This window comes from Sulfurimonas marina, assembly GCF_014905095.1.
GTDB classification, from domain to species: domain Bacteria; phylum Campylobacterota; class Campylobacteria; order Campylobacterales; family Sulfurimonadaceae; genus Sulfurimonas; species Sulfurimonas marina.
This window is the reverse complement of record NZ_CP041165.1, coordinates 1010204-1032347: the sequence shown is the minus strand read 5'-3', so window position 1 is coordinate 1032347 and position 22144 is coordinate 1010204. Positions and strand designations below refer to the sequence as shown.

Here is a 22144-nt window from a genome sequence, read left to right as displayed (position 1 = left end):
ATTTATAATTTTAGGATACAATGCAAATATGAATTTTTATAAGAAACTATTATTATTGCCGTTACTGACAATCTCTCTATATGCCAATTATTGGGATGATTATAACCTTTTTGCAAAATATATGGGGTATGAAAGAGATTACAATAAAGCAATTACCATTGCTAAAAAAGAGAAGAAAGATCTTCTAGTAATCTTAGTAAGCGATGGCTGCCCTTTTTGTCACCGTCTTGTAGATACAATACTTACAAAAAAAGAGATACGAGAATATATTAACAAAAAATATATCAAACTTATTATAAATAAAGACACAGATAAAAACTATCCTAAAAAACTAGTAAGACCGTTTGAACCAGTCACATACATTATAGATGCTCCTAGCGGGCAGATTATCGATGAGATTGATGGTTGGCAGGAAGAAGAGAGTTATTTATGGCACCTTTAATCAAACTTCTTATTGCTTTGCTTATAACTTTGTTCAGTTTTGGATGTACTCAGCAAAAAAACCTTTCTTATTCCCAGCAGATAGAACAAAAAACAAAATACTATTCTGCACTAAGTGAAGAGGAACAAATTAAAGCAGTTACAGAGTACTGGTGGAAAGTGCAATTTATTAAATCTCCCTCTTACAATGTACAAAAAGCAGCACTGGAAAGTTCTCCAAGAGCTATTGAAGAGATTGAAAATCCAACTAAAGAGATCCAAGTTCTTGCAGTTAATAAAATTATGAAAGACGGCAGTTTTAATATAGCATTAACTAAATTGATAAATACATTTGATGAAGAAGCACAAATAGCTGCTGTAAAACATAATCCTCAAATTATTCAGTTTATCCCTTATCCTTCAGACAAAGTACAATTAGAAGCGGTAAAAGTAAATCCATTTGTTATTAAAAACATCATTAATGCAACAGAGGAAGCAAAGCAGGAAGCAATTAAACGCAACCCAAGGGTTGCAAAATTTTTACGCTAATTTAACAGCGAACCGTGATTTGCAACGGTTGGAGGAATAATTGCACCTGAAGCTTGCATTGAGATAGCTTCAGGATTTTTCTTATAATGTTCACGTACTGCATTCGCCAGTTTCGTTTTAACTGCTTCATCAACATCAACAATACCACTACCCCCTAATGCAACGACAAGATCTTCAACAAGCTTATCTTGTGGTTTTGGCATTAACTCTATCCAGCTTTTTAACAGCTCTACATCAATTTGAGCAGGAATAGAACCCATAATACCCACATCGTTTTGGTTATGTACCAAAAGTCCAGAAGTTGTTCCGCGATCGAGCGTTAAAACCTGAAATAAATAGGTTGTATGATATGCCAGCTGCTCTTTTTTATCTTCTTCAGATACTTCCGGATTATTTTGTATAGCATTTGAGATAATCTCAATATATTTATCTATTACCTTTTTTCCAAATGAAAGAGCAAAGTTTTTATCTATTACAAAGTCACCGCTGCTAAAGTTTTCAAGATAGAAATGACTTACTCCGCGTGTTCTATTTAAAACAGGGATCGCAAAGTAACGATCACCTTGAGCACTCCCCTCTTCGTAAAACGGACCGCTGGCATCTTGAAGCATTGCATCAAAAGCTTCTTGATCGGCTTCATTTACTATAGAAGGATTAAGGTCTGCCATCAATCTCCAGTACATCTTTCCATCTCTCATCTCTGTAAGTGAGATATGCATATGCATTGAAGGTACACGAGGATTTTTCGGATGAATGATCGTAGAGATAGCCGTCGCTGAACTCAGCTTTTTCGTTGCATCGTCATCGTAATGTACCTGAGAGACATTAACAGAACCACGGTTAAAGATCTCCTCATCACGTGCTTCATAACGACTTCCGCCACCGTGTGTACCGTTATCTCTTAACCATTCAACTCTTTCAAACGGTTTATCACTGCCAAACTGCTTACTTACATCTCCAAGTTTCGTTGCAAAATAGCTTTGTAACTCTTCTACTACCGCTAAAGCATCTTTAGCAAACTCTGACTTTGCATATACCATTATTTTGCCTTTGGTCTAAATGCTTTGATCACGTCTTCGTTTGTTTCGATGTACGGTCCTTCAATAAGATCAATACAATACGGTACAGCAGGGAAAACTGCATCTAAACACTCACGAATAGACTTTGGTTTACCAGGAAGATTAATAATTAAAGATTTTCCTCTGATTCCTGCCGTTTGACGAGATAAAATAGCCGTTGGAACGTACTGAAGACTCACTTGGCGCATTAATTCACCAAAACCTGGCATCATCTTCTGACATACGTTTTCAGTAGCTTCCGGAGTTACATCACGAAGTGCCGGACCTGTTCCACCAGTAGTTACAACCAAACAACACCCTTCATCGTCACACAACTCTTTCATAGTCGCTTCAATATGGTCTTGTTCATCAGGGATACATCTGTAAACTATTTCAAATTCGCTTTTTAAATAATCTTTCATTGTATCTTGAATAGCTACACCTGAAATATCTTCGTAAATCCCTTTACTAGCTCTATCACTAGCCGTTATAACACCTATTTTTATTTCACTCATTCTCTCTTTCTCCTTTAAAACTTTTATATAATTATTTTAGTTCATAGTGTTTCTAGCTTTAAAATGTAGAAGCTCATACCAAAGGGAGGATTTGTCTTCGAAATTTTAATGCTAGAAACACCTTCTTTGTACTAATTTAGTTGTAAAAAATGGTTTGCTTTTTTAAATGAAGTCACATTTGCAACTTGTCTAAAAAACTGGTAAGCACCCTCTGCATCTATGATCTTATCTTCAAATCCTAAATAGACTTCAATTACAACGCCTGCATCCACAATCTTTTGTAACTCTTCTAAATCCCATTCATACTCAAGTAACTTTTGAAGATCATCGATCGTGTCATGGTCGTTTAGCTCAACTATCTTCTTCTCATAAGGAGCAAAACAAGAGCTTATAAAATTCTCTAAATATAACTCTTTATTTTTTTTGTATGACATTAGCTGTAAACGCTTGAACTTCTCATCTTTTGTTTGAAAAAAAGCGGGTGAGAAAAGCTGCAGGGTATCTACCCTCTTACTCTCTTTAATACACTTCTGAGTATACTCAAACGCTTTTATAGCACCGTAACTAAAACCACATACACACACTTCACTCTTTTTGATAAAGGGTGAAAATAGATACTGCTCATTTTGCAGCGAAAAACCACTAAAAAACTTCATATACACCTAACGAAATAACTTTTTGATCTCATTTTTAGTGATGCTTTCTCTCTCATATAAAATACTCTCTATCTGCTCGATCAGCTCACTGTTAGATTCTAAAAGTGTTTTACACTCTCCATAAAGTCTGTCTAAAACATTTTGCTGTTCGTTTGCATCACCGAGGATAGATGTACTCATACCGTACTCATCACACATTTTTCTTACAAGCTCTTTTGCTTCATCAAGGTCTTGTTTTGCACTGCTTGCATGTTGTTGATATTTCAGATCACATGTTACAACACCTGCTAAATGCATCTTTACCTGTGCTTCAAGGTCTTGTTGTAAAAAGGCTTCATTGCTAACTGGTAGAAGCTTCTCATTTGAGAGCATCAACTTCTCAAACGGGAGATCGAAATATGTAGCTATCAACGCTTTTCCAGCTTGATATGTTACAAGATACGACTTTTGCTTGTCATTTAACATTTGAAGCTTTTTCTTACCAAACATCACTTTGTCTTTCACCTGATAAAAATGTTCAATATTTACCTGAAATTCATTTTGACGAAGTGCTAAAAGTGCCGCCTCATTTACTAAAGCGGCTAATGCTGCACCGTTAAAACCTACAGTGATATCTGCCACTTGCAACGTATCTATATTGTGAGGTACTTTTGCAAGATACTTCTCTAAAATAGAGGCACGCTCTCTCTTAGTTGGAAGCTCAACAAATACTCTACGGTCAAAACGTCCTGCACGAAGAAGAGCAGAGTCTAATACACCAATATTATTCGTCGCTGCAATTACGATCACACTGCTTGAAGCCTCAAACCCGTCCATCTCAGTTAGGAGTTGATTAAGTGTCGCTTCCCTCTCATCGTTTCTCTGCCCGTCACGCTTTTTTCCAACCGCATCGATCTCGTCTATAAAGATAATACTTGGAGCATTTTTCTTTGCAGCTGCAAAAAGTTCATGAACACGTTTTGCACCCATTCCCACATAGATCTGCACAAACGATGCACCGCTTTGGTAGTAAAACGGTACACCTGCAGCATTTGCCACGGCTTTTGCGATCATAGTCTTACCTACACCCGGAGGGCCTACAAGTAACACACCGCGAGGAAGGCGTGCACCGAAACTTTTATAACGTTTCGGATTTCTCATAAAGTCAATAATCTCTTCAAGTTCGATTTTAACATCGCTGATTCCGCCGATATCATCAAAACTTACATCCGATTTTATTGCTTCGATCGGAGCGGAGATCTCAGGTTTGCTCGATGCATTGCGACTTATTCCATCTTTAGAGATTTGAAATCCATCCCTTTTTTGTAAAAATCTCAGTAACATAGTTCCAAGACCTAAAAACAGAACTAAGAAAAGAATATAGATAAGTATATTTGATTCGCTTCCCACTTCCACTTTATAGTTTGTAAACATCTGTGGAGTAACTTGCGAAGAGGCTATTTTAAAGTATCCATTCTCTGTTTTCAGATACACATACTCATTTGTTGCTACAACCTTTGTTACATCTTTATCTAGTAACATCTGTGTAGCTTGTGAGAGTGTAATACTTTCAGAATTATCGCGCAGTATTGCAAAAAGAACTAAGGCAATAATGAAAAATGCTGAAACAAAAAGTAGGATACGATTTTTTTTAGACTCTAGCAAAATTAAACTCCTCTTTTACTTGATAATCACTCACAGTGATCCAATTACCAAGCAGATCTTCATCCGAGTCTATCACAATTTTATTAAAGTGTTGATCAAGCCCGTGAAAATATCCATCTTTAAAAGACTCTACAAGAACGTCAAGCTCGCCATTAAAAGCTTTTCTAAAATCGTAATTTTTTTGTTTTACCAAGCTCTCTAATTCATGAAGTCTCTCTTTAGCCACTTTACCGTTTACCTCCGGCTTCATTGTAGCTGATGGAGTACCGTCACGCTTAGAGTATGTAAAAGCATGTAGATGCGTTAAAGGAAGATTTTTTACATTCTCCATCGCCTCTCTCCATAGTTCTTCACTCTCTCCCGGATGCCCCGTAATAAAGTCAGTCCCTATTGTATACCCTTTATCACTTAAGAACTCAAAAAGTTCTTTGTCTTGTTTATATACATTACGTCTATTCATAATTTTCAGCATTTGAGGCGACGTGTGTTGCAGAGCAATATGAAGGTGTCTCTCTAACCAAGGTTCATCCAAAATCTCTTTAAACTCATCTGTGATTTGAATTGGCTCCACACTTCCTAAACGGATGCGTCTTACACCTCTGATCATTCCCATACGCTTTAGCAGTTTTGCCAAAGATGTTCTTGTATCTTGTCCGTATGAGCCAAGGTTTGTCCCCGTTAAGATAAACTCGCCAAAACCGTTGAGTGCCAGTTTTGAAACCTGTTCAATAATACGCTCTTCATCCATACTTCTTGCATCACCGCGAACGTAAGGGATGATACAGTAAGAACATCTAAAGTTACACCCCTCCTGAATCTTAATGAAAGCACGGGATTTTCCTACAAACTCACCCACAACGGCATCATCAACATGATTTAAATCACCCTTCTCATAAAAAGGCTGCTCTTGATTAAGTAGAAAATCGATCTTTTGTTTCTCACTCTGTCCGAAAACACCGTGGATACGGTTCTCTTTTAAAAGTGACTCCCCTTTTGTATGCGCCCCGCAACCAGTTAAAAAAAGTTTGGCACCGCTGCCGCTTTTTTCCACTTGAGAGATATATGAGCGCACATGTGTATCTGCCCCGTTTGTAACGGTACACGAGTTGATTACAATCATATCTGCTTCAGCTTCATTCTCCGTGATCTCATACTCTTTTAGTGCACTCATCATCACTTGTGAATCGTAAAGATTTGTTCTACATCCAAAGGTTTTAAAGTAAACTTTTTTCATTATACTAACTCATTTTCATGTAGATCTGTCGGTTTAGAACTTCTCATATCTACATGTAGTTTTTGTGTAGGGTATGCAATTGTAATATCATCTGCTGCATTAAATGCATCTACTATCTCTGTCGAGATCACACTTCTTAGCGTTAAAGTCGCATATGCATTTGTTAAATACCAAGCTTCCACTTCTAAACCGTTATCCTCTATAAAAGAGTAGATTCTCGGTTCAACATTCGTGTTTTTCAGACTATAGTGCTGACGCAGTCTGTTTAACTGTTTTCTTGTAATATCTGTATACCCTTTTGAGTATTTTTTCGTGATCTCTTTTACTAGATACATAGCTTTTTTATGGTTTGAATCAAAAGTGATAGTGATCTTTACCCCATCCCAAACAGTTTTTAAAGAGTTGTGCGTATAGTTTGCGATCATCTTTGTAAACACGTAGTTATTAGGAATAAAGATAATTCTTCCTGCACGTCTATTTGTCATTACAGATGTTAATGTCACATCTTCGAGTATCGTAATACGTAATAGTGAGATATCAAGAACATCTCCAACATACTGCATTCCGTCCATATCGACACGGATTCTATCACCTACATGGATACTACCGCCAAATACGATCACAAGCCATCCTAGAATACTCATAAACCAATCTTTCATCGCAATGGCGATACCGGCTGATGCAAAACCTAAGATAGTTACAAGATAAGAAGCATTTTCAATATAGTTAAAAAATACGATTAATATAATAATCGTAAAGTTCGTAAATGTAATGATCTTATTTGCCATATAAAATCGTTCATTGTCAGTAATATACTTTTTAACAATCAGTTTTAATACAAAAAAGATAAAAAAGACAATTAAAATAGCAATACCGATTTTTGCAAGTCTGTACACTTGTGTTTCTACAGACTTGTTGATATTAACTGCCGTAATATCTAAACGTTTTTGATACACTTCAAGTGTAGAGCTCATTGTATCGAGTGCACGCTCAAATCGTAAAAGCTGCAGTTGAATCTCTTTTAGTTCATCAGTATACTCTTGCTTACCAACCTCTGCAAGTTTCTGATGAATTTCAACCTCTTTTTTCAAGATTGTAATAAGTTCCGAGAGATTCTCTTTTTTCTTTTTATACTCATCCAGATTGTTGTTAAGTGTTTTAATAAGCGATAAACCCGTAAAAATATCAAACGGGTTGTTGATCTCAGGAATCTCCTCTATCTTCGGAGGTGTAATCAACTCTGAAAACGGTGTATAGTGTTCATCTTTAAGTTGTCCTATCTGACTTGTTAAGATACTCTCTTTTGCTATAAGACCGTTAAGTTCATCTCTCTCTTTTGCAGTTTTTGCATTTTTAGAGAGCCATTTGATTCTCTGTTTGATTTTATCCAAGTCATCTTTTACGCGAAGCGCTGCAAGATATGTCGCATAACTTTTGATCCAAACATTGGCATCTGAGATTGAAGAATCTAAATCTTTAAGTTCTTGCTCGTAGTTTAAGATTTGTTGTTCCAGATCAAGACCCATACCATTTTCAGAGACCTCTTGAACCTCTACCTGAGTATTGGCTGTAGGAACATTTGCATCATCTGCAGCAACTAATACACACTGTAATAGTAATAATACGCTACAAAAGAATAAACTTTTTTTCATTAACAAGCTCCAAACTGTGCTAAGACAGAAACTACAGTTTCTTTAGCAATATCATCAAGCATTTTTACCCCGCCGATACCGTCAGCCAAAATAAAAGTGATATTTGCATCTGAACTTTTTTTATCTAGAAAGAATGTTTCATAAAAAGTCTCAGTATTGCTGATCGCATAATTTGTCGGCAGGTTATACTTTTTGAATACATTTTCAACTCTTAAAGCTTCATCTTCACTCATTAGTCCAAGTTTGATAGCCAGTTGATTTGCCATAATGATTCCGATAGCTACAGCTTCTCCATGGAGATATGTTTTATACTGCGTTTCATTCTCGATTACGTGTCCGAAAGTATGTCCGTAGTTAAGTGCTGCACGAAGACCACGCTCTTTTTCATCTTGAGCTACTACCGAAGCTTTTGTCTCTACTGCCTGCTTGATTGCCTCTTGTAATACTTTAGGATCTTTAAGATCGGCAGTTTCAAGGTACTCAAAAAACTCCTTGTTAAACGTTACTGCCATCTTCACTATCTCAGCAACACCTGCACCAAACTCACGACTTGGAAGTGTAGTTAAAAAGTGAGGATCGATATAAACCGCTTTTGGTTGGTGAAAAGCACCTACAAGGTTTTTACCGTATTTATTATTCATACCTGTCTTTCCGCCTACACTTGCATCAACTTGAGATAAAAGTGTTGTCGGGATCTGAATAAAATCGATTCCTCTTTGGTAGATACTTGCTGCATATCCGACCATATCTCCGATTACGCCGCCGCCGAAAGCTATTAACATCGATTTTCTGTTGAAACGGTGGTTAAAAAGTGATTCTAAAATTGTATCTATACTTGCTTGGTTTTTATACTCTTCACCGTCTGGAACCGTAATGATATATAACTCTTTTACCGAGATCTTTGAAAGAAGATATGAAAGGTGTAGTCCTGCTACTTTAGGATTGGTAACAATAGCTACTTTCGTATCTAATTCAATTTGCGGTAATTGGTCAATTGTGATTGAGTAAGAGTTGTCTATTACTTGTTTAAGGGGTATGTTTACTTGCATTATCTATCCAAAATTATTAATTATGTTAGATAATACTTAATTTTTACTAAAAAAGCGCTAAATTGAGTAAATTTTAAAGCTGAACAGGTATAAATATTTGATGATAATCATCAAGTTTAAAATAGAGTTTTTCACTATCTGTAGAAAATAAAGAGCTCATACGATGTTTTGTAAGTTTTGCCGTAAACGGAAGTATCTGAATAAAGTTTTCTTTTTGTTTTAGAACTTTGATCGGATTCTCTTTCTCTTTAAACACTTTAATCGACTTTGAGAAAATAGTTGAAAGGTTGTTAAAGTGTTCTATAACCTGTTCTTTGTCATCTTGGTGCTCTTGAAGATAGTTATAGAGTTCAAGGTTAAAGTTCATCTGCTCCGAGATATCGAAAATAGTTGCCGAGATCTTTTCAAGATCTCTATTGTCAGATAAAATAAGTGAGGCATCTTTAAGTGTACTAAAATCTCGATTTGCAAGCTTAAGCACAGGTACATGCGCTTCATACAGCGCTTTTCTTACATAATAATCGGCAAACATCTCACCCGCAACTAGCACTAAACCGACATGGTATGCTTTTATATCTGAAAGGAAATTTTGTTTTAAATCAACACTCTCATAATCTATCTCAATAGACACATCCATACTTCTATAATCTTTTATATATTGCAGCAGTTCTATATCTGAAGGGTTTACAATCTTTATTACAAGATTGTGTTTGAGCTTATTGTGGACGTAAATAGCACGACGTACCAGCTTTTTAATATTCTCTTTTGCAACAATATTCATATCTATAAAGAGTAAAAGATTTGAACCAAATGGCTCAGGGAATTGTCCAAGTTCTTGTTTGATCGCACGGTAAACAGACTTCAATACAGCTGGTTCACCAACAAGCAGAAGCAGGTCATTTGGCTGAATCATTCTGCGGCGTGAAGGCATGATTAGCTTTCTGTTTCTATAGATCGCAACAATTCTCCAGTTTTTCTGCTCAATTACACCCATATGACGGTATACAAAAGAACTTCCAAAAGGGACGAGCACTTCCATAATCTCACCCTCGCCTATCCCGACATTTTGCGCAATCACAGGAACATTTGGAAGATAATCTTGTAAACGGGAAGCTAAAATCTCATTTGAATTTACAAGAACTACATTGGCATCATGATTGATCATATTCCATTGGTTTAAAACAATAATACGTAACTGTTTTTTAATATTTCGGATATTTTTGATCGTGTTTTCAACATCAGCCTGATTATCCATAGCTATAACAACCTGGATAAAATCCATTTTTAAAATGTTTGCAAGCTTGTAAAAACTTGTCGGATCAAATTCAAAAAATTTAAATCTTGCTGGATTAACATCGTCATAAGCAACAGACTTTGTTTGAACAATATAGTAGATATTTTCTGTAGTATATGTTTCACTTACCCTTTGGATAAAGTGTTGTCCGATTATGCCATCGCTTATAATCAATATCTTTTTCATTTTCTAGTCTCTTTTCAAGGCATTTGCAGCTTTTACCCACATAGATTTTTTTGCTTTTTGCCATTTCTTATCTACAAAATATCCGCTAATTTTCACCCAACCCTCTACAGCAAGTGTTGAAGTAAAAGAAGTGAGTTTTTCCCATTTTCCTATCTTTTTTCCATTAATATCAGAATAGATGGCACTATCTTGTTTAAGTCTGTAAGTAGTTGCTTTTGTAGACTTCCAAGCAGACTCTCTCATTTTTAATTCTGGAAAAGGATTTATTTGATTTTCCAAACTACATTCAACTTTTATTTGGCTTTTCTTTTTTTCTTGTTTTGGAAGCTTTAATTTAGCTATCTCTTCTTCTTTGTTTTTTAAAATACTTTTTATGTATTTTATTTGGTTTTCCAAATTATTTATTTTATCAATATACTTTTTATTCTCTTTATTTGCAGAACTGCTGCTTTTTAATTCTGTCTGTAATAATGTAGTTTTTTGTTGCTCATCTAAAAGTTTTACTTCACACTCTTGAAGTTTCTCTTGTGAACGGTCATAGTTTACTCTTAGATTTTCAATATCTTTAACAATAGAGTCTAGTCTCTGCATCTCATCGCCATTACTCAGAGATAAGACAATAAATAAAGATAAAACTAATTTCATTCTACACCTTTTTTACAAGTTTTACACCCATCTCTGCATGGTGTGTATATGGAAATTGATCAAATAGCGCCATAGATTTGATCTCATGAGTTTGAGTAAGTATATCTAAATCTCGTGCCAATGTTTCAGGGTTACAAGATATATATACAATATTATCAAACTGTGAACTAAATTTACAAGTAAACTCATCCATACCGGAACGTGGAGGATCGACAAAGATAGAGTTAATATTGTAATCTTCTATATTTATATGCTGCATTCTATTAAACTCGCGAACACCGTTTAAAGCATCTACAAACTCTTCAACACTCATACGGATAAACTCTATGTTTTCTACACTATTTAGTGCCATATTTGCTTTTGCGGCATTAATAGAGCTTTTAGATATCTCAGTAGCTAAAACTTTATCAAATATTTTTGCAAAAGGGATTGTAAAATTCCCAGCACCGCAGTAAAGCTCTAAAAGATCACCCTTGTGATCACTAAAAGCATCCATAGCCCATGCAATCATCTTTTCATTGACTCTTGAATTTGGTTGTGTAAAAGAGTTTTCTATATAATTAAATATATAGTTCTGCCCGTTTATATCTAATGTCTCAGTTATGTAATCCTGACCAATTACAAGTTTTTGTTTTCTTGCACGCCCTATTATATATATACCTAAATCTTTAGCAATCTCGGCAGCTGTATCTTGCCACGCCTGATCGAGCTGTCTATGGTATAAAAGGGATACTACTATCTCACCATTGCTAGAACTTAAAAAATCGGCTCCAAAAAGTTTAAATCCCAGCTCTTTTTCATCTATCGCTTTTATAAGTTTCGGCATAAGTTCATTTATATAAGTGTTTACCTGAGGACACTCATCTATAAGCACTACACCTTTATGTTCAATATGGTTCATTGCATAATGAAGCTCATCGCCCACATGCCAGATCTTAAACTCACTTCTTGAACGATAGTTTTGTGTAGGAGATTCAAATACTTCTATCGGATTACTAAAAAAATTTACAAAGCGCTCTTGATTGATATCTACTTTTTGTTTTAGTTGTGATTCATAACCACCTTCATATACTCTACAAGCGCCACACTCACCAAAATGTTTACAATTCATCTTTATCCTATTTTATACTTGCTATTAAATTTCCAATTAAAAGGTTCCAGCCGTCGATCAAGACAAATATAAGTATCTTAAACGGCAAGGATATCATTACAGGCGGTAACATCATCATACCCATCGACATAAGAATAGATGCAACTACCATATCTATTACCAAAAACGGCAAGAAGATCAAAAATCCTATCTCAAATGCAGTTTTAAGCTCACTGATAACAAAAGCAGGAATCACAACCGAAAGCGGTACATCTGCAACTGTTTGAGGGTTTTCCATCTCACGTATTCTTAAAAACAGAGCTAAATCTTTCTCTCTGGTATTTCTGATCATAAAGTTTTTAAAAGGCAATGTTGTTTTCTCAAATGCCTCTTCGTAACCTATCTTTTCCTCTACATAAGGCTTAATCCCCTGCTCGTACGCCTTAGTTCCCACAGGTTCCATTACAAAGAACGTAAGTATCATTGCCAGTAGTACTAAAACTTGAGTTGGTGGTACCTGCTGTGTACCGAGTGCTTGTCTTAAAAAACCAAAAACAATCACAAACCTTGTAAATGTAGTCATCACCATCACCATAGACGGTGCTAAGAACAATAATGTTAAAACAAGTAAAACATTGAGTGAAGAAACTAACTGTTGTGGAGTATCAGGGGCAGAAAGCGATAAGTTAACCGTAGGTACAGTTACGCTTTCAGCTCCGAATGATGTAGCTACAAAAAGCACAAATAATGCAAAAAATTTCACCATTCTTTACATCTCTGCCTTGTCTAGTATAGAACTTTTCTCTTTAGCAGGTTTATTTTTTGCACCGAAGAAATGGAGTTCAACTCTACGGTTTTGCTCTCGTCCAAGTCTTGTAACATTTGTTGCAACAGGTCTAAATTCAGCATATCCAGTTGCATTCATACGCTTTGGATCAACCCCGTCAATTACTAACTCTTTAAGAACAGAGATCGCTCTTGCAGTTGAGAGTTCCCAGTTATCCTTAAAAGGAGAGTTTACACCCGGCCCCGTATCGTCAGTGTGACCTTGAACACTCATCTCTACATCATTTGGCATCTCATCAATTAGAAGAGACATACGTTTTAAGAAAAGTAAGGCATCTTGATTGTCTATAGTTGCACTTCCCGCTTTAAAGAGTAATGTAGCAGGGAGTTTAATAACAAAACCTTCTTGTGCCTCTTCTAAAGTGATCTCAGGCCCCTGCTCTTTTTTAACCATCTCATTAGCTTCAGCTATCGCTTGCTGAATTCTATTTACCGTCTGACTCGTTTCGTCTCTTGTTTCAATTGGAGTCGATTCTTGAATACGCTGTTTAGAGATTTCGGTTTTTGTTCCACCTTCTAGTACACTCATGGCACCGCTAAGAGATCCGATAGCTTCCGAAACCTTTTTGGCATCCATACTTGACATAGAGAGAAGTAATACGAAGAAACAAAGGAGTAGAGACATTAAGTCTCCAAAGGCAGCTAACCATGCCGGCATACACTTTTCGCAATCAGGACACTTTTTCTTTGCCATCAGTTATCCGTTAATCAAACTGGCTTGAACGCTCAGACGGAGCTAAGTATGCAAGAAGTTTTGCTTCTAAAACCCTTGGAGCATCACCTGCTTGAATAGACATAATACCCTCTAATACGATCTGCTTTACCATTGTTTCATCATCATCTCTGATATTTAAAACATTAGCAATCGGCGCACCGAAGATATTACCAATCATCGCACCGTACATTGTTGTAAGTAAGGCAACCGCCATTGATGGACCGATCGCTGAAGGGTCTGCCATATTTAAAAGCATCGCAACCAAACCGATAAGTGTACCAATCATACCCATCGCTCCGGCAAGTCCCGCCCAAGTTGAAAAAATAGAAGCATACGATTTATGGCGTGTACTAGTTTGCTCCATATCTATCTCTAAAAGATCACGAATCGTATCAGGTTCACTCCCGTCAATCGCCATAGAGAGTCCTTTTCTCAAAAACTCATTCTCTTCGTTATTTACATCACCTTCTAAAGCGAGTATCCCCTCTTTTCTGGCTTTTGTCGCAAATTCGACCAGTTTTTTTATAAGATCGTTTACATCCTCTTCAGTCGGTTTAACAGCTATCATGAAAATTTTCGTAAACTTTTTCATCTGCGCCGGTTTAAAAGCGATCATTAATGAACCTATTGAACCACCGATAACAATTAAAACAGAAGGAATATCTATGTAGGCACCGATACCAACACCCATCGCCATAGCTCCAAATAAAAGAGCCAAAATCAACACTAGACCAATGACCGTACCTAAATCCATCACAAACCTTATAAAATTTTATAAACACATTATAATACCACAAATTAAATTAACATTTATGGTAAAATTTTGAAATTAAACAGAAAGTGAAGAGTAATAATGAATTTAGACAGTATTAGTATAGTTATCTTAGCGGCAGGAAAAGGAAGCCGCATGAAATCAAACAAAGCAAAGGTTTTACATGACATTTCTGGAAAACCTATGCTCTACCACATCATAAAAGCTTCAAAAAATATTTCAAATGATGTCTCGGTAGTTATCGCACACCAAAAAGAGAAAGTAAAAGAGAGCATAGAAAAGTATTTTGACGATATAACTTTTGTTGAACAGGATGCCGAAAATTTCCCGGGAACAGGCGGGGCTATGAAAAATGTAGCACCTAAGAATGATAAGGTACTGGTATTAAACGGTGATATGCCTTTAATTACGGCAGAATCATTAGAGGGTTTTTTACATAATGATGCAGATATCATTATGAGTATTTTCGATCTAAAAGATCCAAACGGATACGGTCGTGTTGTTATCGACAACAATCAAGTACAGTATATTGTAGAGCAAAAAGATGCAAATCAGGCTGAACTCAATGTTACTACAGTAAATGCAGGTATCTATGCGTTTAAAAAAGATGTTTTAGAGAAATATATACCTCTTCTTTCAAACGATAATGCCCAAAAAGAATACTACCTTACAGATCTAATCGCTATGGCGAAAAAAGATGGCCTTTCGATATCTCCTCTTCTAGTTGATGAGGAACATTTTAAAGGGGTAAATTCTAAAAAAGATTTAGCCGACTCTGAAGCAATTATGCAAGATCGCATCAGAACAAAATGGATGAATGCAGGTGTCAGTATGCAGCTGCCTTCAACTGTTTATATAGAAGAAGATGCCACTTTTGAAGGAGAGTGCCATCTAGAAAACGGTGTAAGAATCACAGGAAATTCTCAAATTATAAACTCTATTATCAAAGCACACTCTGTAATTGAGGATAGTATTGTTAAAAATTCTGATGTAGGACCGCTTGCACACCTTCGCCCTGCTTCTTCGGTCGAAGATACTCATATCGGTAACTTCGTCGAAGTAAAAAAAGCTACACTTAAAGGGGTAAAAGCGGGTCACTTAAGCTACCTTGGAGATGCTGAGATCGATGAGGGTACAAACATTGGTGCCGGAACAATTACATGTAACTATGACGGTTTGAAAAAGTATAAAACAAAAATAGGAAAAAATGTTTTTGTAGGGAGTGATTCGCAACTTGTTGCTCCGGTAACTATCAAAGATGATGTAATGATTGCAGCGGGAACTACTGTTACAAGTGGTGAAGTTGCTAGCGGCAACTTGGTTATAAGCCGTACAAAGATGCGACTTGTAAAAGATTTTTATTATAAATTTTTTGGGAAAAAATAGCTTTTATGAACTCTAAGTATATTAGGGTAAAATACACAAACTATAAAATACTAAAGATATAAGATGGATATTTCACAAAATTTACTAAAAAATAAAAAAATAATTTTAGCTGTAACAGGTTCAATTGCAGTTTATAAATCGCTTGAACTGGCACGTTTATTCGTAAAATCAGGTGCAGAAGTTCGTGTAGTTATGAGTGAAGCTGCAAAGAAATTTGTAACACCCCTCACATTTGAGACACTCACTTCAAACAAAGTTCTAGATGATACTAACGAAGACTGGACTTCCTATCATAACCACATAAAGCTTGCACAGTGGGCGGATATTATGGTGATCGCACCTGCAACTGCAAATACGATTGCAAAACTTGCTAATGCTATAGCTGATAATATCTTACTTCAAGTAGCTCTTGCTTATCCTGATGTTAAGATCCTTGCACCTTCGGCAAATACGAATATGCTCCAACACCCAATCTCTCAGGCAAACCTAAAAATGCTTGCTATTGCGAACTTTACCATAGTAGATACACAGACAAAAGAGCTTGCATGTAAAACAACGGGTGACGGTGCTATGGCTGAACCTTTGGATATCTTTTATGAAACGGCTCGTGAACTTTTAAAAGATCAGTTCTGGAGTGATCGTATGGTGATGGTTACAGGCGGCGGTACTATCGAGAAGATCGATGATGTCCGTTACCTCTCTAACTTTTCAAGTGGAAAGATGGCAGCAGCTGTTGCAACGGCACTTTATTTAAAAGGTGCAGACGTTAATCTTATCTCAACAAAACTGAGTGATGATTTACCTAAAAATATGCATAAAATCCACGTTGAAGACAGTGCAGAGATGATGGAGTATTTAGTAGATTCTATCCGCATTGCAAAAAAAGGAAAAATTTCCAAAGCAACATTGATGAGAGACGAACATATCCATCGTATTGAAAAGACACCTTATTTGTTTATGGCTGCAGCTGTTAGCGATTATATCCCGGCATTTACACAAAGCGGTAAACTTAAAAAAGATATATTGGGTGATGAATGGGAACTTGCATTAAAGAAAAATGTAGATATTCTAGGTTCTATCAATAAAGAGGGGATCAAGGTTGTCGGTTTTAAAGCTGAAATGGATCCACAAAGTGCAAAAACGAATGCAACTAATATGCTTGAGAATAAAGGTATAGATGCCGTATGTTTAAATATCTTACAAAACTCTTCTAGTTTCGGAACAGACACGAATGAGATAGAATTTATTACAAAAGAAAACTCTGTAATGTTACCAAGAGCAGCAAAACTTGAACTGTCATTTGAAATTTTAGAAAATGCGAAAGAGCTAGAATCTTCAGATGAATAAACTTGGGCATATCGCAATCATTATGGACGGCAATGGCAGATGGGCTGAAGAACGTTCTAAAAAACGCTCAGTGGGTCATGAAGCCGGAGCAAAGATTGTACGTGAGATCACCTCTTTTTGTGCAGCTCACGAAGAGGTTGAGCGTCTAACACTTTACGCTTTTTCAACCGAAAATTGGAAGCGCCCACGTCTAGAAGTCGAGTTTTTAATGAAACTACTTGATAAATATCTCAAACAGGAACTCGAAACTTACCTTCAAAACAATATCCGTTTTGAGCCAATCGGAGATCTTCGAGCATTTTCAAAACAACTCCAGGCTACCATTAAAATGGTAGAGGAAAAAACTGCACACTGTGACGGTTTAGTACAATCTTTAGCACTTAACTACGGTGCACAAGATGAGATCCTGCGTGCCTTTAACTCACTCAAAGACTCAGAGGGTGACATTACACAAGAGATGCTTGAGAATGTACTTGACTGTAAAACAGATGTCGATCTGCTTATAAGAACGGGTGGAGACCACAGACTCTCTAACTTTTTACTTTGGCAGGCGGCATACGCCGAACTCTTTTTTACAGATACTCTCTGGCCCGATTTCAGTGCGCAAGAGTTAGATAAAATAATTAAAAAATTTAAAAAAGTTGAAAGACGATTTGGTGGATTAAAATGATAGAGTTATTCATAGCAGCACTGTTTGGAGTTTTATTCGGTTCATTTTTAAATGTGGTTATTTTACGCATTCCAGAAGGTGAAAGCGTTGTTTTTACCCCTTCACACTGTACATCATGCAATACACCTCTTAAACCTTGGCATAACATCCCTTTGATCTCTTGGCTTGTTCTTGGCGGAAAATGTGCTTACTGTAAAACGAAAATCTCTATTCAATACCCTTTAATTGAATTTGCTTCAGGAGTTATTTTTCTTTTGGTAGCACTGAAATACGGGTTTAATATCCCTGCATTTTCGGTAGCTATGAGTTTTTTAATGCTGCTGGCTCTTTCTATGATCGATTTTAAGTATAAAATGGTGCCTGATTCTCTTAATCTTTTAGCAATTGTTTTTGCAATTTTCGGAGCTTTCTCAATCCCGTCATTTTTAGAAAATGCCCAAAATGCTCTTCTTTTTGCGGGTGGTTTCACTCTCCTTCGTTTTGCACTTTCATATTATCTTACATCATCTGTATATCGTGCAGGACTAAAAACAAAAACATCGTGGAATAAACACTACGATCGCACTCCTATGATCGAGGCGATGGGTGAAGGCGATATTATGGTTGCCGCTACAATGGGTGCACTTTTAGGGATCAAACTTGGACTTTTTGCTGTATTTTTATCGGCACTTTTAGCACTGCCAGTTATGCTTTTGCTTTTAAACAGACCCCCGGAGCAACAACGTGTTCCATTTGTGCCGTTTTTAGCACTGGCAACAATTATCACTTTTATCTACGATACACAAATTTATGCATATATTGAGGCAAACTTTTAATGAATAAACTCAGACGTTATATACTTTCAAACCTCTCGTCGGTATTTTTATCGATGTTTTTACCGCTGTTTGTGATTGCTTCAATGATCTTCTCGATCAAGCTTGCAACCTATACGGCGATCATTAAACTCTCCCTCTTGGATATGGTAAAACTCTATATGTTCGTATTGCCGGACATCCTGTTTTATACACTACCAATCTCATTTTTTATTGCAGCAGTTCTTTCAATTTTCAAACTCTCAAACGACAATGAGATCGTAGTTATTTTTGCACTTGGAATAAAACCATCATTTTTAGTAAAAACGCTTTTTGTACCCGCTTTTTTACTCTCTGTGCTTTTATTTATCAACTTTTTTATGTTGTACCCACATACTGACAACCTCTCTGACAACTTCATCGATCAGAAAAAAAGTGAAGCAAAATTCAACCTTTCTGCAAGTGAATTTGGAAACAATTTCGGAGACTGGCTTTTATACATAGGAAAAGAGGACAAAGAGAATAAAAGATATGAAGATGTCTTTTTATTTAACAAAGAAACTGATGAAGAGATCCTTATCTCTGCAAAACAAGCAGATGTTATCAATGACGGCGGTGTATTACAGCTGGAACTAAAAAACGGTGAGGGATATAGCTACTCAAAAGACAAGTTTACCCAGATCAACTTTGAAGAGATGACTATCTACGATACACTTCAAGCATCTTTAAAAACATACCAGATGCCATTAGAGTTTTGGAGTGATGAAGATGGAAGAAAAAAGAAAGACAGACTTCTTATAACAGATACTATTTTAAGTCTCTTTCCTCTCCTTTCTATCTTTTTAATAGTAGCTATCGGAGTAGTTCATGCAAGACATCAAAAGTCAAAAATATATCTCTATATATTTTTAGGAATTATCATCTACTACGGTGCTGCAATGTCTCTGCACCGTACACTCGGATACCATACAATCTACATAGTAGCACTAGCTTGGTTAATGAGTACCTATCTAATCTACAGAAAAACTATAGCAAAAAGATTTTAGATGCGTGTAGCTGTAGTACTTTCATATAACGGGACCCACTTTCTGGGTTCACAGATCCAAAAAAGTTCTCAAAATACTATTTTTGGACAGCTAGAAAATGTGCTAAAACAGCTGGGAATCACTTCTAAAACTGTTGCAAGCGGGAGAACAGACAAAGGTGTACATGCTTCTTACCAGGTAGCACACTTTGATCTACCCCCTTTTTGGGATGATCTTACAAAACTCAAACAAGTACTTAATGAGATGCTTCCAAAAACTATACACGTAAAACGTATCTTCCAAGTTGCAGATGATTTTCATGCCCGCTATGGAGCAAAATCGAGAGTTTACAGATACGTAATCAAAGTGGGAGAATCCAATCCGTTTGAGAATGACTTTATCACCTTTGTTAATGAAGTAAACTTCAATACACTCCAACAAAAGATCAAACTTTTTATCGGTCAACATGACTTTAAAAACTTTATGAAAACAGGAAGTGACACAAAAAGCAGTGTAAGAGAGATATATAAAGCGTTTGCATACAAACATCAGGACCTTATTATCCTCTACTTTGAAGCAAACGGTTTTTTACGTACACAAATCCGCTTTATGGCGGGTGCACTTCTAGACTTGAGCGCACAACAGATCAAAGAGAAGCTTGACGGTAGCAAAGATCATAGACTCAAACCGGCACCTGCAAACGGTTTGTACTTGGCTAAAGTGAAATACTAAAAAGGAGTTGTAATGTTTGAAAATGTAAAGATGCCAGAAGGTGTAAACCCTGAAACGCTGGAACATTTAATGGACCCGAAAAACTACGGAAAACTTGATGATGCAGACGGTGTCGGTGTAGCACTTGATGAAAAAACAAAAGAGTATGTAATCTTCTATACAAAGCTTGATGGAGAGACTATCACTGATGTACGTTTTGCAACAAACGGATGCCAAGATACGGTTGTAATCGGTTCAATGTATTCAGAGATGATAAAAACAAATGATATCGAGTATGCAAACAGAGCAATTCAAAAGATGAATGAAAAACTCGGGAAGATGTCCCAACAGCAACAAACATGTGCCAACCTTGTATTTACTGCATTTATGGCTTCGATAAAAAACTATGAAAACAGACTTAACGGTGCAGATGAAGAGCTGCATGTGTTTAAAATGAAAGAGAGTTGTGAGGTTACTGAAGAGGAAACTGAAAATGAATAAAACATATCAAAAGAAACATGAACTCTGGCTCGGCATTTTATTTGCCTCTTTTGCGATCAACGATGAAACAATAAAGTCACACCTATATGACTTTTCCCAAATAGCATTTCGCCATATGAAATGGCTCGGAGACGACATCTTAGAAAACAACGATAACTACAACTACGATCGTGAATGGCAACTTATTAAGCACAATTCTGTATTTGAAGTTCTAAACACCCTTAAAGAGCAAATAAAAGAGGCACAAACACTCTACCCTGCTTCGATCTTGGGTGAACGTCTCAAAACTGATGATGATTACCTTTTAGAATATATTGAACAACTCCTGGCTGTTAATGAGAACAATCAGGCCATCACAGCCTTTAATATGAAAAGGGAATGGGAAAATCTTGATCAGTCAAGTATTGATGCTTTAACGATGTTTTTGTTTGAAGAGTCATATAAAGAATATGAGCTTATTTTAGTCTATGCCTATATGCAGACACGAACAAACAATGCTCTACATTTTAACGTGTTTCAAGACCTGGTAGATGAATCACACTTTCATCTCAAATCTTTTGGAAACATGATGGCTCGTCTTGGTATCTTAGCACTTCCAAGACAACTTCATGAACTAACTTATATCGTAAAAGATCTAGAGAAGTTTGTTCACGACGGTATAGCTGAAGAGGAAGCTGCAAAAGAGATGTGTAAAGAGTTAAGCGATGCTATTAAAGATGAAAAACTAAGTAAGTTTTTCGACTTTATCAACTTCCAGGAATCTTACCACATAGAGCTTATGAAAAAACTGCTTTAATCTTTGCATAAAGAATGCCGACATACTCATGCATTGCAAGTGTTGAAACAAAAATGCATGAGCACTCGGTGCTTTTAGCCAACTGATGTCGTCATCTTTATAAAAAGCTGTAGGTGCAGCTACAGGATGCATACCGAGTGATTCAAACAGCATCATAGCACGCGGCATATGTGATGCCGATGTTACAAGCACAAAAGGTTTCTCCCCTACTACTGTTTTTGTAAACTTTGCTTCTTCTCTTGTATCTTCAGGTTGAGGATTTACGATCGTAGAGTTTTCATCTACACCCAAAGCAAAAGCAAGTTTTGCATTCATAATCGCATTTGGCGTGTCTGTCCGTCCTGCAAACCCTGTAAAAATGATCTTGGAATCAGGAATGTTTCTATGCAGAATCACCCCCTCTAAAACTCTCTTTGTCCCGTCATTTGTAATTTGAGAAGATATAGGCTGCGATTTATCGGTAGTATGTCCGTTTCCAAGAACATGGATATACTTGATTTCATCTCTATACTCACACTTCGGATACTGGTTTTCCAAACCGCTTACTAAAAAATTTGCAAACGGAGGATAGGAAAAAAATAGGAGACTCAAA

24 protein-coding genes are annotated in these 22144 nt (G+C 36.4%); 10 read left to right on the top strand and 14 right to left on the bottom strand.

Going from position 1 to position 22144, the window contains the following annotated elements:
• Positions 1-28 precede the first annotated feature (28 nt).
• Together FJR03_RS05330 and FJR03_RS05325 are read left to right on the top strand one after the other, a co-directional pair.
• Positions 29-442: a thioredoxin fold domain-containing protein gene (locus tag FJR03_RS05330; protein WP_193114609.1), complete on the top strand. Its 414-nt coding sequence runs from the start codon at positions 29-31 to the stop codon at positions 440-442.
• Positions 430-969 (top strand): hypothetical protein, encoded by a 540-nt coding sequence (locus tag FJR03_RS05325; protein ID WP_193114608.1) that lies wholly within the window; start codon positions 430-432, stop codon positions 967-969. Before FJR03_RS05330 ends, FJR03_RS05325 begins: the two co-directional genes overlap by 13 nt.
• Here the strand turns inward: FJR03_RS05325 and FJR03_RS05320 are convergent.
• The 13 genes from FJR03_RS05320 to FJR03_RS05260 all read right to left on the bottom strand — a co-directional run bounded on the left by FJR03_RS05320 (position 966) and on the right by FJR03_RS05260 (position 14307).
• Complete coding sequence (locus tag FJR03_RS05320) at positions 966-2009, bottom strand: coproporphyrinogen III oxidase (protein WP_226962188.1); 1044 nt, start codon at positions 2007-2009, stop codon at positions 966-968. The two genes, FJR03_RS05325 and FJR03_RS05320, sit on opposite strands and share 4 nt — an antisense overlap.
• Positions 2009-2542 (bottom strand): molybdopterin adenylyltransferase, encoded by a 534-nt coding sequence (mog, locus tag FJR03_RS05315; protein ID WP_193114607.1) that lies wholly within the window; start codon positions 2540-2542, stop codon positions 2009-2011. Before mog ends, FJR03_RS05320 begins: the two co-directional genes overlap by 1 nt.
• Before the next feature lie 131 nt (positions 2543-2673).
• Positions 2674-3198, bottom strand: a complete 525-nt coding sequence (gene bioV, locus FJR03_RS05310) for a pimelyl-ACP methyl ester esterase BioV (RefSeq protein ID WP_193114606.1) — start codon at positions 3196-3198, stop codon at positions 2674-2676.
• Positions 3199-3204: 6 nt separating this feature from the next.
• Positions 3205-4842, bottom strand: a complete 1638-nt coding sequence (locus tag FJR03_RS05305) for an AAA family ATPase (protein WP_193114605.1) — start codon at positions 4840-4842, stop codon at positions 3205-3207.
• Positions 4829-6076: a tRNA (N(6)-L-threonylcarbamoyladenosine(37)-C(2))-methylthiotransferase MtaB gene (gene mtaB / locus FJR03_RS05300; protein WP_193114604.1), complete on the bottom strand. Its 1248-nt coding sequence runs from the start codon at positions 6074-6076 to the stop codon at positions 4829-4831. Before mtaB ends, FJR03_RS05305 begins: the two co-directional genes overlap by 14 nt.
• Complete coding sequence (locus tag FJR03_RS05295) at positions 6076-7728, bottom strand: mechanosensitive ion channel domain-containing protein (protein ID WP_226962187.1); 1653 nt, start codon at positions 7726-7728, stop codon at positions 6076-6078. The genes mtaB and FJR03_RS05295 overlap by 1 nt, the downstream gene beginning before the upstream one ends.
• Complete coding sequence (gene aroB / locus FJR03_RS05290) at positions 7728-8777, bottom strand: 3-dehydroquinate synthase (protein ID WP_193114603.1); 1050 nt, start codon at positions 8775-8777, stop codon at positions 7728-7730. Before aroB ends, FJR03_RS05295 begins: the two co-directional genes overlap by 1 nt.
• A gap of 73 nt (positions 8778-8850) precedes the next feature.
• Positions 8851-10257 carry a COG3400 family protein gene (locus FJR03_RS05285; protein ID WP_193114602.1) on the bottom strand — a complete coding sequence of 469 codons (1407 nt, stop codon included), beginning with the start codon at positions 10255-10257 and terminating at the stop codon, positions 8851-8853.
• A gap of 3 nt (positions 10258-10260) precedes the next feature.
• Positions 10261-10902 carry a hypothetical protein gene (locus tag FJR03_RS05280; protein WP_193114601.1) on the bottom strand — a complete coding sequence of 214 codons (642 nt, stop codon included), beginning with the start codon at positions 10900-10902 and terminating at the stop codon, positions 10261-10263.
• 1 nt (position 10903) lies between these two features.
• A complete protein-coding gene (trmA, locus tag FJR03_RS05275) occupies positions 10904-12013 on the bottom strand; it encodes a tRNA (uridine(54)-C5)-methyltransferase TrmA (protein WP_193114600.1) in 1110 nt (369 codons plus the stop codon).
• A 7-nt stretch (positions 12014-12020) separates the two neighbouring features.
• Positions 12021-12758 carry a flagellar type III secretion system pore protein FliP gene (gene fliP / locus FJR03_RS05270; RefSeq protein ID WP_193114599.1) on the bottom strand — a complete coding sequence of 246 codons (738 nt, stop codon included), beginning with the start codon at positions 12756-12758 and terminating at the stop codon, positions 12021-12023.
• A gap of 3 nt (positions 12759-12761) precedes the next feature.
• Positions 12762-13532, bottom strand: coding sequence for a flagellar motor protein MotB (locus FJR03_RS05265; protein WP_193114598.1), 771 nt, complete (start codon positions 13530-13532; stop codon positions 12762-12764).
• A gap of 10 nt (positions 13533-13542) precedes the next feature.
• Positions 13543-14307, bottom strand: a complete 765-nt coding sequence (locus FJR03_RS05260) for a motility protein A (protein ID WP_193114597.1) — start codon at positions 14305-14307, stop codon at positions 13543-13545.
• A gap of 99 nt (positions 14308-14406) precedes the next feature.
• On the opposite strand from FJR03_RS05260, the gene glmU reads away from it, so the two are divergent.
• The 8 genes from glmU (at position 14407) to FJR03_RS05220 (ending at position 21552) form a co-directional block, all read left to right on the top strand.
• The gene (glmU, locus tag FJR03_RS05255; protein WP_193114596.1) at positions 14407-15711 is read left to right on the top strand and encodes a bifunctional UDP-N-acetylglucosamine diphosphorylase/glucosamine-1-phosphate N-acetyltransferase GlmU; all 1305 of its coding nucleotides are present in this window, start codon (positions 14407-14409) and stop codon (positions 15709-15711) included.
• 63 nt (positions 15712-15774) lie between these two features.
• Complete coding sequence (gene coaBC, locus FJR03_RS05250; protein ID WP_193114595.1) at positions 15775-17058, top strand: bifunctional phosphopantothenoylcysteine decarboxylase/phosphopantothenate--cysteine ligase CoaBC; 1284 nt, start codon at positions 15775-15777, stop codon at positions 17056-17058.
• On the top strand, positions 17051-17728 hold the full coding sequence (locus tag FJR03_RS05245) for a di-trans,poly-cis-decaprenylcistransferase (RefSeq protein WP_193114594.1): 678 nt from the start codon (positions 17051-17053) through the stop codon (positions 17726-17728). The genes coaBC and FJR03_RS05245 overlap by 8 nt, the downstream gene beginning before the upstream one ends.
• Positions 17725-18543, top strand: coding sequence for a prepilin peptidase (locus tag FJR03_RS05240; protein WP_193114593.1), 819 nt, complete (start codon positions 17725-17727; stop codon positions 18541-18543). Before FJR03_RS05245 ends, FJR03_RS05240 begins: the two co-directional genes overlap by 4 nt.
• The gene (locus tag FJR03_RS05235) at positions 18543-19565 is read left to right on the top strand and encodes an LptF/LptG family permease (RefSeq protein WP_193114592.1); all 1023 of its coding nucleotides are present in this window, start codon (positions 18543-18545) and stop codon (positions 19563-19565) included. Before FJR03_RS05240 ends, FJR03_RS05235 begins: the two co-directional genes overlap by 1 nt.
• Entirely contained in the window at positions 19566-20276 is a 711-nt protein-coding gene (gene truA, locus FJR03_RS05230) for a tRNA pseudouridine(38-40) synthase TruA (RefSeq protein WP_193114591.1), read from the top strand.
• A gap of 12 nt (positions 20277-20288) precedes the next feature.
• Positions 20289-20756, top strand: a complete 468-nt coding sequence (locus tag FJR03_RS05225) for an iron-sulfur cluster assembly scaffold protein (RefSeq protein WP_193114590.1) — start codon at positions 20289-20291, stop codon at positions 20754-20756.
• Positions 20749-21552, top strand: coding sequence for a protein kinase family protein (locus FJR03_RS05220; RefSeq protein ID WP_193114589.1), 804 nt, complete (start codon positions 20749-20751; stop codon positions 21550-21552). The genes FJR03_RS05225 and FJR03_RS05220 overlap by 8 nt, the downstream gene beginning before the upstream one ends.
• Here the strand turns inward: FJR03_RS05220 and FJR03_RS05215 are convergent.
• On the bottom strand, positions 21481-22143 hold the full coding sequence (locus FJR03_RS05215; RefSeq protein WP_226962186.1) for an ElyC/SanA/YdcF family protein: 663 nt from the start codon (positions 22141-22143) through the stop codon (positions 21481-21483). The two genes, FJR03_RS05220 and FJR03_RS05215, sit on opposite strands and share 72 nt — an antisense overlap.
• Between the last annotated feature and the right edge of the window lies 1 nt (position 22144).